The following is a 17,662-nucleotide window of genomic DNA, read 5'->3' on the forward strand; positions in this document are numbered from 1 at the left end:
ATCAACCTGCGCACCTTCTTGCATATTTTTAATAATTTCCTGGATGTTGTTCATCATGACCTGCAGTAAGTATTGCAACGTGTAAAGCGAATCCTTGTCGATGAATAGTAGAACTTGAAACCAAGAATTCCAATAACCCAGCATGGTCATGAGCCCAACTGTAGCTAATACCGGCGTCGAAAGCGGAATAATCATCGTTAGGTAAATTCTCATCTCGCCAGCTCCGTCAATTTTCGCAGACTCCACCAGGGAATCCGGCAGCTGTTTAAAGAATGTTCGCATCAGGAACATGAACCAAATACTGCCCAGTCCTGGGAGAATTAATGCAGCAAAGGTGTTCTGCAAATGAAGGAATTTCGTCATTAGAATATAGTAAGGAACAAGACCGCCACTGAACAAAGTTGTAAAAAACAAGTAGAAGGTAATGAACCTGCCATATTTGAAATCCACTCTGGATAACGCATAGGCGCACATGGAGATCATGAGCAAAGACAATAAGGTACCCGTGACCGACATGAGAATCGTAATTTTATATGCATTAACAATGGTAGACKGATTTTCAAATATAAAGCGATAGGCTTGAAAATCCAATTTGATAGGGATTAGCCTGTAACCATGATTGACGATATCCAATTCATTGGACATTGAAATGGCTACGATCGACCATAGAGGTACAAGTAAGAGTACGGAAATTGCTAGGAAAAACACATGAATCGGCAACCTTGAAATACGATAATCTTTAAGACTAATCATATCCTCCCCCCTCGCTTAAAGTAATGAATTATCCGAATTGATTCTTCGGACAATGGCATTGGTCGCTAGAACAAGTACCAATCCGATGACCGATTTCGCCAGCCCAGCCGCGCTTGACATGCCGATATTTCCGGAAACCAATAGCGCTCTAAAGATATAGGTATCGATAACATCTGTTGTATTGAAGATTGTTGGCGAATTCATCGGAAGCTGATAGAACAATCCAAAGTCGGCACTGAAAATATGTCCGATTGCCAAGATAGTCAGAATGCATATCAACGGGTACAAGAATGGAAGTGAGATCTTCGTGACAATCTGCCATTTGTTTGCCCCATCGATTTTGGCTGCCTCATAGTAAGTCTGATCAACACCTAGGAGTGCCGCAAGGTAGATGATGGCTCCCATCCCCACCTCTTTCCACATATTCGCAAATGGAAAGATGAAAACCCAAGGACGAGACATATTATACCAATCTATGGATGTCCACCCTAGATATTCAAACCATGAATTCAATATCCCCGATCTAGGATTTAGAAACGCATAGGCCATGTAAGCAACAACAACCCAGGATAAGAAATGGGGATAAATCATAATCGTCTGATACGTCTTAAGCAGCTTTCTGCTTGTAATTTCGTACAAGAGCAGAGCGATCAGGATTGAACCGAATAAATTTACTATAATAAACATCGAATTATAGCCCAGTGTATTCCGAACAATTCTCCATAGATCAGAAGATCCAAATAGAAACTTAAAATTGCTGAAGCCTACCCAGTCGCTGCCGAGTATACCTTTATTATACTGGTATCGTTTGAAAGCGACGATGACTCCAAACATGGGAATGTAGCTGAAGATTAATACATAAATCACTAAAGGTAATGTCAACAGCAGTAACACTTTATTCTTCTTGAAGTCTTTCCACGTCTTTCTAAGCAGCATTGCCGTTTTACCTCCTTCCCTTGATGTCTGTTTTTCTTTCCTGTGATTACCTTAACAAAACTTCCCTATGAAGAGATAGCCATAAAAAATAAGAAATGGTTCAAATCCCATGTTCAAATAATACGAATGAGTTCAAATTAATGCCGATTCATTCCATTTCAAGTCATCTTAACTTATAATTAAGGGGTATCAACCTAGATTTTTGAGCAGGGGAGACACGATATGAAGAAACGATTCTTTCATACAGGACAAATTTACTTCTACAATCTCTTTATCAAAATCACCTTCCTAATCACGTTGATCATGTTGGCTTTACTACTCTTTTTGCACTTCAACTTTACAAACTACAGTATCCAACTGTTAAATTCATCTAACGAGAAGTTGATGAATCAGATTTACCAGAACGCGCTGCAAGTCAACAACCATGTAAAGACGTATTCTTCATCTATTTTCAACAATCCCGATACAGCGAAATTAATGTACAGTGAAGACATATCCATGGTAGATACGCTAAACAGCATACGTTCCATCGATATTTCTCTTGGAAGCGCTCCCTTTATTCATTCCGCTTATGTTTATAATGGCAGAACCAAGACCTACTATTCCATTGGACCGATCACGGGCATTCGGAAAGATAACTTTTTTGATACTGAACTAGATAAGATGTTTAGGGACCCAACGAAGCTGCTGTCACTAACTCCAATCCCTAGAAAAATAGTCATTTCTGAATTGGATCCAACGAAATTCGAGAATGTTTTCTCCTATATCATTCCTGAATATTTTCCTGAAACTAAACAATTAAAAAATGCCCTTGTCGTCAATGTGAGAATGAATTGGATATTCAACTCGCTGGCTACTTATCAAGACACGGATTCTTTGAACGGAAATAACATCCTTATTATGGATCATTCCGGGAAAGTAATCGCAAATTCAGATCAACAGAAAGAATTGTTTCTCAGCAGTTTGTCTGGCGAACCGTTCGTGTCGCGTATACTAGCATCCCCGAACAAATCGGGAGTGTTTAAGGCAGATTTCCGAGACACTTCATCTATTATTACATACAGCTCCTATGAATCTTCTCCTTGGATTCTGGTCAATATCACGCCGTACAAGTATATTGCGGGTACAGTGAATAAAGTAAAGACCATCACCTTATCGATCGGCTTCTTCATGCTCATTATTTGTTTAATTACGGCTTTTCTATTAGCTAAAAATCTGTATTCTCCCGTTCGAAATCTACGTAAAACGATTGGCAATATGAATCAGGCTTCGATATCTAATCAGGACGATCATGGCGAATTCGAATTTATGACCAATTCGATTGAATCGGCCCATAGTAAGCTAACCACGCTTGAAGATTTCAGAAAAACAAACTTATACACGCTGAAACAAAAGGTTTTGAAGGATCTACTACTAAGCAAAAATGCCAAAGATACGGATTATGACACTGTGTTCAATCAGCATAATATTCAACTTAATCCCAGAAGCAGCATCGCATTAATCTTGTTCCGAATAGATAACTACGCTGCTTTTCATGCCAATTATAGTTTGAAAGATCAATCGTTATTGAAATACTCGTTGCTTAATATCGTAGACGAAATTATTCATCCTCATTTTCCATGCGAAACGATTGATGCCGGAAATGATCAAATCGTCACGTTGCTTAATATGGATGGATATCAAGATAGCGAAAGCAATTCATATCCTGAACTGAATCGCTTAATGAATTTTGTTCAAGAAATTACGCATGTTTATACCAAATATTGCTCGACAAGTGTTTCCGCATTTATAAGCGAACCCATAACCACGATCATGGAAGTACGCACGCTTTACGAGCAAACGCTCGAGCTTTCCAATTATCGCATGAAATACGGTCATTCCTGTATCCTAACACAGCATGCAATGAAAAGTATCCAATGGTCCAATTTCAATATTAATACTGCTTCCGTCAATCATTTCCTGGAAAATATTCAAAAAGGTAAATTGGATGAGGCTACAACCGCTTACTGGCAATTGATCTTAGAATTAGAACATTGTAGTTACAACAACATCATGTTTACATTGTCATATTTGTCCTCCAGCATCTTTAATACCGTAAACCTAATGGAGAAAAATGGTACGATCTCTTTCGGACTTGATTTCGTTTCCTTTGACAACAAAATCAAATCTTTAGAAACCTTTGAACAGATTTATGAGGAATTCATTTCGCTTATCGGTATGATTGTAGGTAAAATTGAGCAAAACCGAAATGAAAAATCTGACATCGTCGTCTCCAATGCGATCCGATTTATTGAAGCTAATTATATGGATAAGCTCCTGTCTTCTAACTTAGTGGCTGAGCAATTCAAGTTAACTCCAGCTTATCTAGGAAAGCTGTTCCGGGAACATTCTTCTCGGTCGATTGCTGATTATATTTCGGAAGTCCGACTTGTTAAGGCTGCGGAATTGCTTAAACAAACCCCTCTGAATGTGGATGAAGTCATTGAGAAAATTGGTTGGGAAAATAAAAAGCATTTTTTCACCTTATTCAAGAAACGTTTTGGRACTACACCCACCGAGTATCGTCTAAAGTCCAAAGTGAGTGAAATTCAGGAAATTTCACAATAGCGAAATGAAAACGAACAGCAGCCTTCGGATCGGCTGCTGTTCGTTTTTATTATTATGGACGACTCAATTAAAGCTTATAAAAGCTTATCGCATTATGGCCAAAGATGTCTTTCCTCTCTTCAACTGTCAGGTTCGACAAAGAGCTATTCACAACCTCAACTACCTGCGAATAAGAAGCAGCCAATAAACATACGGGCCAGTCACTGCCATATAATAGCCGTTTACTTCCGAATACTTGAATGACATGAAGAATGTACGCTTCAAAATCACCGGAAGTCCATTGCTGATGATCAGCTTCCGTGACCATCCCCGACAATTTACAATAGATATTCGGATTTGATGCGATCTCTTCCATCCACTTCGCCCATAAGTTAAGTTCGCCACCTGCGATATTGGGCTTGCCGATATGATCGATGACACCACGCAAATGTGGAATGGCCTTCACTAGCTTCGCAATAGCAGAAAGCTGCTGTTCCTTTACAAGTAAATCTACTGGAAAATCCCGATCCGCCAGCATCCAAAGCCGATCAACGATATGCGGTTGCAGGACATATTCGGGGTCTTCAATGCTCTGAAGCATGATACGTACGCCGATAAACTTCGGATGTTCCAGAAACCTCTCCAGCTGTTGTTCAAATTGATCGCTTTCAAAATCCAGCCATCCGACAACGCCAGCAATTGACTCAAACCGTTCAGCTAATCCCAATAGAAATTCTGTTTCCTCTGTGGTTGCCGCCGCTTGAACGACGATTGACTTATCAAATCCGTGTTCGCGTAAAATCGCTTCCAAATCGCCAGGCAAAAAGTCTCTATACAAAACCTGAAGCTCCGGAGTAAGCCATCCGTAATCGCCTCGCGAAAGTTGCCAATAATGTTGATGAGCGTCTATTTTCATTTATACGTTCCTCCCTAGGAATTCATATCTTCCATTAGTCCATATGAAATACTTCTTCCATGGATGCCCACCATTCGTTTTCAGACGCGGACTCCACTTTATACTGACACGGATCTGTCAGTTTCCACCACGCCTGCGTTTGCGGATCTGCTGCCATCTTGGCCATATCAGCCGCAAAGTCGTCTCCCGTATACTCGAAATAACTGAATAGGTAACCATCTCTGTAGTAAATGGAATAGTTCTGGATTTGGCACTGCTTCAACTTAGCCAAAACATCGGGCCAGACAGCTGCATGCAACTCTTTATATTCCTGCAGTTTTTCTTCCTTTACATGGATAACACTTCCATATCGTTTCATCTAAGGACCTCCCAGCGTTTATATCCATTCTAATGGTTGACCTGGAATAATGAAAGCAGGCGCTCATGTAATCAAGTAAAGGACAGAGAATATTGCTCTCTGCCCTAAAATTAGTACGAATAATAAACGATTATCTAATCCGATATTCTTCAAAATATCTTGGAAGTATAGTTGTTGAAGCACCTGGCATTTGAGGCAATACATAGTGACCATTTACCACCGTAGCTGGCTCTTCAAAAATATGACGAATCCACGGGATGTACTCAAGCATAATTGCGCCTGGCGTAGATGCCACTAGGTGTAAGTGAATTTGACCCATATCTCCAACATGCGGACAGATTGGCACATCATAGGAAGCAGCGAGGCCAGCTACCTGCAGCCATTCTGTGATTCCACCGACACGCGTTACGTCTACTTGGCAATATTCAATGGCGCCTTGGTGAATATAATCTCTGAACGCATATTTGTTATATACGTGCTCCCCAAGAGCAATCGGAACATTTAGCGCATCCGCGAGCTTTTTGTGACCCATGATGTCATCCGGATTCAATGGCTCTTCCAGCCAGAACAAATCGAATTCTTCAAGCTTTTTACCCCACGTCATTGCGGTATTAATATTCCACTGTTGATTGACGTCAATCATAAAGATGACATCGTCACCGATCGCTTTTCTTACTGCCTTACAACGATCATAATCCTCACGTGAATCTGGTTTACCGACTTTGATTTTCACACCCGTAAAGCCTGACTCCACGATTTCAGCACAATCTTTAACCAAACGCTCTTGCGACCAGTTCAACCAACCGCCATTCGTATTATAAGCTTTAATCGGTTGTGATTTAGCTCCACCAAGGAACTGCCACAGCGGTTTGTTAGCGGATTTTGCCATGATGTCCCAAATCGCAATATCGACAGCTGCAAGTGCCATGTGCGTTACGCCAGATCGGCCAATCCAGTGCATTTTACCAAAACGCATGTCATTCCATAGCTCTCTAACCATAAATGGATCTTTGCCGATCAGCAGCGGTGCATAGTATTTATCAATTGTATCCACGATCATATCATCACCATGGGCACACGTTCCTGTGTAACCATATCCGACAAAACCTTCGTCCGTAAAGATACGAACACCTGCTAAGCCCCAGTGTGTTGCGATATTAATCGCATCTGTAATTGGTGGTGTAATCGGCACGTGCAAAACAAAACTTTCTACTTTAGTAATTTTCATTTCAGTCATCTCCTTATAATGTATGATCTTTAGCTATTAGTAACCAAGCGAAGCTCCGCCATCAACGGGAAGAGCAACACCTGTAACGAAACCAGACGCATCGCTGGCTAGAAATAGAGCAACCTGCGCCACTTCTTCGGAAGTGGCAGGCCTTCCTAGAGCATGCATGTCATTCAACGCTTGCACGGTTGCTTGCGGATCATCTTGCTGCTGAATCCATTTGTCCAACAATGGTGTAGATACGCCAGCCGGACATATACTATTCACACGTACACCATAAGGAGCATAATCCAATGCTAGCGCTTTCGTCATAGCGTTCATTCCGCCTTTAGTCGCTGCATATACAGGATTCATTTTTTGCCCGATCAAGCCGTTTAGAGATGACAAGTTGACGATGGAACCGCGTGTTTTCTTTAATTCCGCAATCGAATACTTAATCATCAGAAATACACTTTTTAAATTAACATTGAAAATATGATCCCATTCTTCCACTTGAAACTCTTCCAAAAATTTAGGCATTATAGCTGCCGCATTATTAACAACGATATCGATCTGTCCAAATCGTTTTATCGTTTGCTCCATAAGCCTCTGAACATCTTCTTCCTTGGATACGTCAGTTTTAACAGCCAAGACGTTGGCTCCTTGGGATTCCAATTCGTCTATAATCCGAGCAGCATCGTTCTCGTTCCGATTTGCAATGACCACATTCGCTCCATGGGCAACAAATAAGCGTACGATAGCTTCGCCGATCCCTGATGAGCCTCCGGTCACAATTGCCGTTTTACCAGATAAATTCATTTTAGAATGCCTCCCTGTAAAATAGTGTATCGTGTATGATTTTAATTAAAGAGAATCATACAAAGAACTCCCTTGTTCGTTGGTATGATTTTTCCAGATGCTTCTTCAAAGCTTGTTCTGCTGATGGGATGTCTCTTTCGATCAAACAACTGAGGATACCCATATGCTCCTCCCACTCGTCATGGATTAGCTGCTGTTCTAGTTCTTTTTGATAAAGCGACAAGTACCTTTGAATTTTCTCAATGTACATATCAATCAGGTTCTTTAAGGATTGATTGTTGCAGTATTCCAGAATCAAACCATGTAAGCTTCGATTCATCTCAGCAATAAAATGAATTCTTGCTTCGCTATCGGCTATCTCCACGTTGGACCATTTCTGCATATCAAGCTCCAGCCGTTCCAGACGATCTGTTGGAATTTGTAAGCCAGCTTTTCGAATCGCTAAGCATTCCAATTCCATACGAATCTCGAACATTTCATCTAACTCTTGCAAAGACATTTGGGCCACATACATGCCCTTGAATGGCACCGTATCGACCAATCCTTCCGCCGCCAATCGGGATAACGCTTCGCGAATTGGAATATTGCTAACCTCTAAATCACGAGCCAATTGATCAATATTGATTTTATCGCCAGGCGCAATCTCATGGTTCAGAATCTGGCCCTTCAGAATCGTATAGATTTCTTCCGTCAACACATAACGATTTAAACCTTTTTTCATATATTCACCGCTCATCATATTCATATATCGTACACGATTCATTATAGCGAAGATGGACTGTAAATACAATATAAAAAATCACAGACCTGCTCTGCTGGACGCAAAAAAGCCAAAGACCAACATCATCTACGGCTTAATCATCTCAAATTTAACTAGGCTTACTCTAAGAGTACCAACGTATTCGTCACAAGTCCGGTTGAGACCGAGACCGATGATATGTACTGCATTTATCAATTCTTAGACATGTTTTTATCTCCAACAAATGAGTTCAACTGCTCTAATAAGTTGCCTCCGCCATTAAAAGAAATCGTCCCGATTTTCTCACAAATCTTCTCCAGGAACTCAAGCTCCTTCAGCCGAAACAAGGTTTGGTTCTCATCCATAAGCTTAGCCGTATTCAACAAGCTTCTCGTAGAAGCAGTCTCCTCGCGCCGCGTAATGAGGTTGGCTTGCGCTTTCTTCTCAGCCAACAAGACCGTATTCAGGATGTCCTTCATATCACCCGGCAAAATAATATCCTTCACACCTGCGGACAAGAACTGTACGCCATAATCTAGACTTTTCTCATTCAAGCGGGACAAAACGTAGGTGGTGATTTCTTGTTTCATTTTCAGCAAATCATCTAATCTCAAAGTACCCACATACTCACGTAATACAAGCTGCAGTTGAATGTACATTTGGTCTTCAAACGACTTGATTTCAAGCGCTCGAAGTGGATTCACAATGCGATATTGGCACACAAAGTTAAGTCGCAGTGTTACCTTATCCTCTGTCATCATTTCTTGCCCTGTCATATCCATTTGCTGTTGACGGAGGTCGACAGTTTTCACAGAGACGCCTATAGGTCCCTTCCAGAAATGATATTTGCCGRGCGCAAGCTCCTTTTGCATAACATGGTTATAAAACAAAGCTCCGCTTTCGTGACTTGCCACATCAATGGTTTGATAGTAACCAATGAGCTTAGGAATGATAGCTGGATCAATTTCATTGGGTAATTCAGGATTACGTATATCTGCTCGAAGATAGGTGTGCTCTTTCAAAACATTCCAAAAGGCATAGCTTCCAGCTGTCAACAATCCAACGAATTTGCCATTTTCATAATGCAGCACATATTCATTGTCTTGAACATGCCTAATATCCAGCTCTTTGATAAGTATTTCGTCATGCAAAAACAATTGAAGATCTTTCCCTTTTATATGAAAAGGGTGCATGATATTTAAAATCTCAACAGTATCATCCGAAAATGGCGATAGCCGATACGTGCCAGGTTGTAAGCTTTTATAGTAGCTGCCTTTACGAAAAAGAAGTCCTCGCTCGTCATTTTGTATCGTCACTCTTTTAAACATGTTAAACCTCCTTGAATGGTAGATCACGTATCTGGAGTCTTCCTGCGATTAAGGCGGAGTTCTGCTTAAGAATGCAAGTAATGAATAAACGCCATTTGAAACTAGTTGGAGATGTTGGGTTTTCACTAGTAAACCGTCTATCTTCCCGTTAATAACAAAAGGTTTTAAGCATTCTTGCAATCGGTATCGGCAGACTGCATAGCCATAGCGCGGTGTGCAATTTGAAAGCCACAGTAGACTCCAGTACACGATCAATTAGGATATATTTTTGCTTAAATGGGGATTCGAACCCCTGCACCAGGGGAATGTACGCCGAAATGAACATTACAGTATACAAACACATAGAAATGTGTGCGCACTGCCGGACTATTTGAAATCCTAGCCTAGGTAAAGTCATCCGTACATACATTCAAATTTATGATTATACGTMCTTTGACGTCTATCATCACTACAAATTCTTAAACACCTTTAATCGTAACCATCGGCTTACAAGTCGCCACCACATCAGCTAACGATGCACCCACAACACTATCAATAATCTGATCCACGTCTTTATAGGCTTGCGGACATTCATCAAGAATGGTTTGCAAGGAACGATGATTAACGAGAATCTCATCATCCGTTCCAACTTTCATCGATTGTGCGAATTGATCGACAGTGACAAGCTCCTTGGTAGCTTTCCGTGATCTCGCTCTGCCCGCTCCGTGACAAATAGAGTAGAAGTTTTTCAGCCCTTCGTCTCGCCCCACCATAATGTAGGATGAGGTTCCCATCGAACCGGGGATTAATGCCGGATGGCCCGTTTCTTTATAGGCAGCTGTATTCAGGAAATGACCTGGCGGCAGCGCTCTTGTGGCTCCCTTCCGATGCACGAGCATAGGTTGATTGCGATGAAATTCCTTGAGCGCATAATTATGCATGAGGTCATACAAGACAGGCATTTCCAGGTCTTCGCCAAATACTTCTCGGAACGCTTCTTGAACACCGAAGGCAATCATATGTCGATTACTTACTGCAAAGTTGAGAGCGGAGTACATGAGATTTATGTAAGTCTGCCCTTCATGACTTGCAATTGGCGCATATAAGAGATTCCGATCTGGATTCACGACACCCCAACTGTTCATTGCTTCTCTGAAAACCTTGGTGAATTCTTGACCCAACATGGCGCCCCATGCACGAGAACCCGAGTGAATCATGACGACAACCTGACCGTCGAACAAGCCCCATTTTGCCGCCAAATCCTTATGAGCCTCTGCCACTTCTAGATACTGAATCTCTATAAAATGGTTCCCGCCACCAAGTGACCCTAGCTGCCCATGGGCATATTTACGGATTTTTGCTGGCAAATTTTCAAGGTAGTCCTGATCAAACTTGAACGTAGACTCTTCGACATGTGTAAGCCATTGTTCATTCGGAACGTATTTCTCAGGAAGTCCTTTTAACCCGTTTTGAACGACATCCATGATATCGATATCTGAATAATTCGTATTTGTACGCTCATTGGTTGGGACATAGTTCTCGATCGCTTTGATTAATGCGCGACGAACGCCCTTGTCTTGAATATCACGTTTATGCAGAGATGTCGTGTGCACGCGCATGCCACAGCCGATGTCCACACCAACAATGGAAGGGGAAACGAACCCGTCCTTCATGCTCCAAACTGCCGTTGTCCCAATGCAAGTACCAATACCAACATGGGCGTCAGGGGTGTAGCTCATATGCATATTACGCGGAATCCGCAGGTTATTATCTGCCATTTCGAATACTTTGTTTTCAAAGGATTGGAACACATCCGGGTTAGCAAACACATGAAGATTGCCATGCTCTAGATCCATTTCGTAATGATTACCGCCGTGTATGATTGTTTTCATATCCATTTGGTTAACCTCCGTTTCTCTTCTAAAGCTATCTTCGCTTATTTCGATACGAACGAACATGGTGAAAGTATGGCGACAGGCAAAAAATAGCAATAAGTTTTCGGCAACCGAAAACTTATTGCTATTGTGGTCACAAAAAAGTTTTGCGAAACTTCTGCGGCGGCAATCCAGCTTTTCGAACTGACAGCCCGTCTGCCGTCAATTTCCTGCCCTTTTTTCAAACATTTCCATTGCAACAGATAATCCTGCATAATCTCCAACTTGCTCACCCAATCCAGCAGGCACAATCTCACATACATCCAGGGACAAAGATAAGGCTTCCTGTCTCAATGTGGCCATGACAATTGGCTCAAGCAGCTCTTGCTGCCGCCCATAGATACTACCAATCACGATTCTTTCCGGATTGAGTACATCTACCAGCATAGCAAGTCCCTGTCCTAATCGTCGACCTACCAGATGAAATACTTCCTGAGCCAATGGGTCCCCATCTTGCGCAGCCTTTCCTACCTTTTCAGCAGACAGACCGGCCAAATCGTTCATATGTTTACAAAAGGAAGGAGCCTTTCCTTCTTGCATAGCTTTTATCGTCATCGTTTGCGCGAGCTTCGCGATACCTCCGCCGCTGCAGAAACCTTCAAATGAGCCCTTCTTTCCATATCCCAATGGTCCATCAGCTTCTAAACGAACATGCCCCACTTCACCGGCCATATCATTCGTTCCCGAATAAAGCTGCCCATTAAGAATAAGCCCTGCCCCCATACCCGTACCGAAGGTAAGAAAAATGATGTTTTGACAGCCTTTCCCCGCTCCAAAACGCCACTCGGCTAATGCACACGCATTCGCATCATTCTGTAAGCCGACAGGAATTCCGAAACGCGTGCGAAATGGAGTGATCACGTCAATATGATCCCAGTCTGGCAGATTCGGAGGCGAGAGAATGAGCCCAGCTCGGCTGTTCAAAGGTCCACCGCAGCTGATACCGAGCGCCGCAGGTGTCTGCTCAGTATGCCTAGATAGTACAGTCTCTAGAGCTGCTGTGATATCATCCATTGCAACTTTCGGCTTAGATGGAGTCTTGAAGCTTATTTTTTCCAAAATAACGACTCGATCTTGTTCCACAACACCTAAACTCACCGCACATTTGGTTCCACCAATATCGATCGCTGCCAGCATTGTCATGAGGGAAAGAACGCCTCCTCCAGCATTCTGCATAACGCATGATAGATCGGCAGATGTCTCTCTTGGATATCCAATGTTTCTTCCCAAGGCACACATATGGCTACATCGCAAAGCGATTTCAATTTACCTCCACTATGACCAGTGAAACCAATGGTTTTCATACCTTTCACCCTGGCAACTTGCAAAGCACGAAGTACATTATGAGAGTTACCCGAGGTACTAAAAGCAATTAATACATCCCCTGGACGTCCATAGCCATACACTTGCTGAGCAAAAATCATTTCCGGAGAAACGTCATTGGCATAAGCACTTATCAAAGCTGTGTGACTAACGAGTGAAATCGCTGGCAGCGCGCCTTGGAGCTTTTCGGCAATACCAGTACCTTCTCCCGGAAATTCACGCTCAAATTGAGAGGTGATCGCTGAGGACAGTGGCCGTTTGGACATGAATCCCTTCATCAATTCTCCTACAACATGCTCGCAATCTGCTGCACTTCCACCATTTCCACATAATAGCAGCTTGCCATTTTGATGAAAGGCATGGAATAAAAGTTGAAAGCTCAATTCAATATCTGGCACACAATCTCTTAACTCTGGATAGCGAGTTGTCATTTGCTGCAAAATAGCATTCATTTAGCTGTGCCTCCTAGCTGAATCCGCTTCAATGCCTTCATCACATCATTGCCACCCCGGCCGAATAACTCATGTAGACGGTTATATTCAAGGTACAACTCATCATAAACATGGCTATGTTCGATGATTGGCTTATAGCTTTCTACACGAACGCTTGTCATACGCGACGCCGCTTCCACAATACTTGCGTAACCGCCGCGTTCAGTACCCGCAGCAACTGCACCAAAAACAGCCGCACCGAGTGCCGTAGTTTGCGTTGAATCGGCTATCTTGATCTCACGTCCGGTCACGTCAGCAAATATTTGCATAAGCAGCTGATTGCGTTGAGGCAGACCACCGCAAGCAATCAGTTCGCTCACCTTAACACCAGCTTGCTCAAACGTCTCAATGATTTTTCGCGTACCAAAGGCCGTAGCCTCCAATAGAGAACGATATATTTCTTCCGGCTTCGTCTGCAAGGTCATACCAACCATCATTCCACTTAAGTCTGCATCGACGAGCACCGAACGGTTGCCGTTCCACCAATCCAAGGCAAGTAAACCGCTCTTACCAGGCTTCAATTCAGCTGCTAACTTTTCCAAATATCCATGTACGCTGATACCTTCTTTGTTAGCTTCATCCTTCACATAACCTGGTACACCCTGCTCAACAAACCAACCAAATAAATCACCGACTGCCGGTTGTCCCGCTTCATAGCCAAACAACCCAGGAACAATCCCATCCTCTACGACTCCGCAAATGCCTTCAGCATGTATTTCCTTATCACTAAGCAGCATATGACATAAGGAAGTTCCCATCGCCATCACCATTTGACCTGCGTGTACCGCCCCTGAGCCCGCAACACCTGCATGTGCGTCAATGATACCGACAGCTACCGCCGTTCCAGGATGAAGCCCCATCATCTCAGCTGCTTCAGCAGTCAGTTCACCCGCTCTTGAGCCAAGCGTACAGATGTCACCCTGCAATTTGGTCTCGACGAATGTTTCAAGCCTTGGATCCAAGGCTCTAAAAAAGTCCTTCGACGGATAGCCCTCTGTCTTATGCCATAATGCTTTATAACCCGCACAGCAGCTGCTTCGAATTGAATTAGACGTTAGCTGTAGAACAACCCAATCCGCCGCTTCCATCAATCGGTGCGCTTTATCATAAATCGCGGGCGCTTCATTCAGCATCTGCCACGCCTTAGCCACCATCCATTCAGAGGATGTTTTGCCGCCATACCGACTTAAGAAGGCAGCCCCTAGGCGCTCCGCCGTCTCATTAATTCGATTTGCTTCCTCCTGCGCCGCGTGGTGTTTCCACAGCTTGACATAAGCATGAGGCTCATCCCGAAACTCCTCTTGATAACATAAAGGAACACCACTTTCATCAATAGGAAGAACCGTGCATGCTGTGAAATCAATTCCGATTCCGACAACTTGCTTCGGATCAATACCCGAGCTGCGTATTGCGGCAGGCACCGAATTTCTCAAGACCTCCATATAGTCGTCTGGGTGTTGAAGAGCCCAATTGGCATCCAATACCCTCCCAGAATTCGGCAAATGCTCATCAATCACACCATGAGGGTAAGGTGTCACATGCGTCGCTATTTCTTCCCCATTTTCGATATCTACGAGGAGCACCCTGCCAGATTCCGTTCCATAATCAACACCAATCGCATAGCGTTTGACATCTAATTTCGTATTCATTACACACCAACTCCTTAGGATTATCGATTTTTGTAATATAAATACAACGAATTGTCACCGTTCATCCCATTTGTGAAACTTAGGTAAGCACCTTGTATAAGTACTTTTTCACAAAGGGATAAATGGTTTATTCGGTTTACTAGCAACGGGCTATTGAATTAATCTTGCGAGTGCCGTATTATAAATCGTTTCAATTTCAGTTGCGCCCTTTTCTTTGCATTGTTTAATAAAACTATCCCAATCAATCAATGCACCGTCATTGATTATGAATCTATCCATATTCAGTGTTAAATGCGCATCAAGTTGAGTGCGGAGCTGTTTAAGCTTTTCTCGTTCTTCTTTATTAAATGGAGGATCATTGACTTCTCTGAAATTAATACCATCAGCAAGATCCTTGATTGCCTTTTCAGACCACTTAATTAGTTCCGGTGCGGAAGAAGGAACCAGAGGATGGTCGTCAGAATGAAGTGCTAACCCAAGGTAACCGGTTCCAAGTGCAGACTGCATCGCCCGGAAAGGATCTTGTTTATCCTTAAACTTCGCTTGCGTCGCGTCAGAAATCTTATATTCGCCATTAGCAAGTGTATAGTCAACATTCTCTACACCAAAGCTTGTCAGATTTGTCCCCTCGTCTCCATACATCCAGTCGATAAACTTGATAACTTCTTCAGGATTCTTCACTTTGGAGCTTATTGCATACATTTCACCCAGATGATCAAGTTGATATACGTTGTTACGTTTAACCCCCTTATCACTGGCCATGACAGGTAACAATTCGAACTTGGCATCTGGCTCTTTAGCCTGAAGTGCTTTATTAAAGTTTGCACCGAAACCATTGTTATCTTGGTAAAAGAAAGATTTTCCCGTACTTAATTTTTCCACCCATGTTTGTGAGGTTGCTACGGAATAATCCGGATCAAGAAGTTTTTCTTTATAGAGCTTATGAAGGAAGGTAATAGCATCTTTAAATTCAGGTGAAAATGGACCAAATTTATATTGCTTTGTAGCATGCTCAAAATATACCTTCGTGCCTGTAATATTGGTATATCCACTACCAAAACCGAAAGCAATTTGATTGATCAAATTTTCTGTTCCCGTTTTACCATTTGCTGCACGGCTAGTAAACGGATAAGAGTCTGGATACGCTTCTTTAAGCTTTTTGAGTACCTGATAGAGTTCATCATAGGTCGTTGGGGTTTTTAAGTTAAGCTTTGTCAACAGATCTACACGAATCATCGGAAGCTGACCAGACTGCAAGCTCCATTTGGTTAAGAGCGGAAAGCCATATAACTTGCCATCAACTTTTGTCTTATTGATTTCATGCTTCTGTTGAATAAGCTTTTGAAAATTCGGCATTTTATCTAGATAAGGGGTGAGATCTAGGAAAATATTCGAATCCGCATAGTTCGAAAGATCATTTTGATTAACCATCATCACATCGGGTATAGAGTTTGTAGCAATTAGAGTTTTCTTCTTATCCTCATAATTACTTTGTGGGACACTTTGTAATTCAAGCTTCACATTTTTTCTTTTTTTAATTTCTTGAACAATGGTMGAATTTACATCTAACGCTTGCGAAGAATGCTCATATCTCATCCATGAAAGCGTTATGCGTTTGGCAGGAACCGATGATGTATTTGCCGTACTACAACCTGCCAATAAACTTCCCACTAAGGCAATTGAACAGCAGGCGGTTAACATTCCTTTTTTATGAATAACCATGTTGTTCCTCCTTAATAAATCTGGATTTGTTTCTGGCAATTTTATTTTATAGGCTAGCAGACTCTCTTTGAAAGAACCAAAATAGCATGCGATGAACCGTTATTCCACATTAATCGTGCTGAGTCATTTATCCCTCATGATTCAATCATCCATTTACAGCCTATTTCTGCTTGTTTCCATGGCTACTACGATATTCATTCGGCGAAATGCCTTCATACTTTTTGAACAGACGTAAAAAGGTTGTACGACTGAATATGCCAATCTGATCTGCGATTTCGCTAATTTTTAAATCTGTATTCGCTAACAATTCTCTCGCTTTTGCAATCCGAATAAGACYGATATAGTCCGAAATATTTGTCCCCGTCGACTCTTTAAACATTCTTGACACATACTTGGCGGACAGTCCTATTTCATTTGCAATCACCTCGAGATATAAGTCCTTCTCATAATGCTTCTCAATATAATCGGTTATGAATGATACAACCGCGCCTGATTTGCTTTCAGGTTTATATAACGTCTTTGTGATAATGTTTTCATAAAATTCAAAGATCAGTTTCAATCTTCCATCAAACTCACTGGGTAAGAGCTCCTTTTGACTCAAAAAAGCATGTTCATTCGCATCAAGAAAATCATAAACACTCAGTCGTTTTTCCTTAATGTAGCGATTTCCCGTATTAAAGAACTCGACAAGCAAAGCCCCGAGAAAGTGATAAGAGACCCCCCGTTCTTTATTCAAGCTAATGATTCCTTCCAGCTCTGCCTTCAACCCACCCATGTCACCTGATTTTAAGGCGTTTACTATTTTGTTCTCATCGAGAAATGAATAATAGTAGTTCTGATCGATAACAAAATGATCCGCATCTAAAATGACCATCTTGGATGAGTCCGTCCGTTTATCTATGGCTGTAATAGCATCACTATA

At 42.1% G+C, this 17,662-nt stretch carries 15 protein-coding genes; 1 reads left to right on the top strand and 14 read right to left on the bottom strand.

The genetic code is table 11. The features are described from left to right. Positions 1-753 (bottom strand): carbohydrate ABC transporter permease (locus tag AC1DVJ_RS27265; protein WP_477595353.1); only part of this gene is annotated, 753 nt, incomplete at its 3' end. A 15-nt stretch (positions 754-768) separates the two neighbouring features. Beyond that, the gene (locus AC1DVJ_RS27270) at positions 769-1,689 is read right to left on the bottom strand and encodes an ABC transporter permease (protein ID WP_477595355.1); all 921 of its coding nucleotides are present in this window, start codon (positions 1,687-1,689) and stop codon (positions 769-771) included. Positions 1,690-1,911: 222 nt separating this feature from the next. Between AC1DVJ_RS27270 and AC1DVJ_RS27275 the strand changes: the two genes are divergently transcribed. Next, on the top strand, positions 1,912-4,296 hold the full coding sequence (locus AC1DVJ_RS27275; RefSeq protein WP_477595357.1) for an AraC family transcriptional regulator: 2,385 nt from the start codon (positions 1,912-1,914) through the stop codon (positions 4,294-4,296). A 67-nt stretch (positions 4,297-4,363) separates the two neighbouring features. Here AC1DVJ_RS27275 and AC1DVJ_RS27280 read toward each other — a convergent pair whose 3' ends face one another. The 12 genes from AC1DVJ_RS27280 to AC1DVJ_RS27335 all read right to left on the bottom strand — a co-directional run. Beyond that, positions 4,364-5,191: an amidohydrolase family protein gene (locus tag AC1DVJ_RS27280; protein ID WP_477595359.1), complete on the bottom strand. Its 828-nt coding sequence runs from the start codon at positions 5,189-5,191 to the stop codon at positions 4,364-4,366. A gap of 34 nt (positions 5,192-5,225) precedes the next feature. Next, the gene (locus tag AC1DVJ_RS27285; RefSeq protein WP_477595361.1) at positions 5,226-5,549 is read right to left on the bottom strand and encodes an L-rhamnose mutarotase; all 324 of its coding nucleotides are present in this window, start codon (positions 5,547-5,549) and stop codon (positions 5,226-5,228) included. Between the two features lie 130 nt (positions 5,550-5,679). Next, positions 5,680-6,777, bottom strand: coding sequence for a mandelate racemase/muconate lactonizing enzyme family protein (locus AC1DVJ_RS27290; protein WP_477595363.1), 1,098 nt, complete (start codon positions 6,775-6,777; stop codon positions 5,680-5,682). A gap of 36 nt (positions 6,778-6,813) precedes the next feature. Continuing rightward, entirely contained in the window at positions 6,814-7,575 is a 762-nt protein-coding gene (locus tag AC1DVJ_RS27295; RefSeq protein WP_477595365.1) for an SDR family NAD(P)-dependent oxidoreductase, read from the bottom strand. Between the two features lie 55 nt (positions 7,576-7,630). Continuing rightward, positions 7,631-8,296, bottom strand: coding sequence for a GntR family transcriptional regulator (locus tag AC1DVJ_RS27300; protein ID WP_477595367.1), 666 nt, complete (start codon positions 8,294-8,296; stop codon positions 7,631-7,633). 230 nt (positions 8,297-8,526) lie between these two features. Next, positions 8,527-9,642: a slipin family protein gene (locus AC1DVJ_RS27305; RefSeq protein WP_477595369.1), complete on the bottom strand. Its 1,116-nt coding sequence runs from the start codon at positions 9,640-9,642 to the stop codon at positions 8,527-8,529. A 458-nt stretch (positions 9,643-10,100) separates the two neighbouring features. Then, positions 10,101-11,513: an RtcB family protein gene (locus tag AC1DVJ_RS27310; protein WP_477595381.1), complete on the bottom strand. Its 1,413-nt coding sequence runs from the start codon at positions 11,511-11,513 to the stop codon at positions 10,101-10,103. 204 nt (positions 11,514-11,717) lie between these two features. After that, the gene (locus AC1DVJ_RS27315; protein ID WP_477595371.1) at positions 11,718-12,698 is read right to left on the bottom strand and encodes an ROK family protein; all 981 of its coding nucleotides are present in this window, start codon (positions 12,696-12,698) and stop codon (positions 11,718-11,720) included. Continuing rightward, the gene (locus AC1DVJ_RS27320) at positions 12,695-13,330 is read right to left on the bottom strand and encodes a D-sedoheptulose-7-phosphate isomerase (protein WP_477595373.1); all 636 of its coding nucleotides are present in this window, start codon (positions 13,328-13,330) and stop codon (positions 12,695-12,697) included. Before AC1DVJ_RS27320 ends, AC1DVJ_RS27315 begins: the two co-directional genes overlap by 4 nt. Next, positions 13,327-15,018: a ribulokinase gene (locus tag AC1DVJ_RS27325; protein WP_477595375.1), complete on the bottom strand. Its 1,692-nt coding sequence runs from the start codon at positions 15,016-15,018 to the stop codon at positions 13,327-13,329. The genes AC1DVJ_RS27320 and AC1DVJ_RS27325 overlap by 4 nt, the downstream gene beginning before the upstream one ends. Before the next feature lie 150 nt (positions 15,019-15,168). Next, complete coding sequence (locus AC1DVJ_RS27330; protein WP_477595377.1) at positions 15,169-16,740, bottom strand: extracellular solute-binding protein; 1,572 nt, start codon at positions 16,738-16,740, stop codon at positions 15,169-15,171. 160 nt (positions 16,741-16,900) lie between these two features. Continuing rightward, positions 16,901-17,662, bottom strand: a 762-nt coding sequence (locus AC1DVJ_RS27335) for a helix-turn-helix transcriptional regulator (RefSeq protein ID WP_477595379.1), incomplete at its 5' end; no start/stop codon positions are given.

Source organism: Paenibacillus sp. P4_A9, assembly GCF_056402415.1.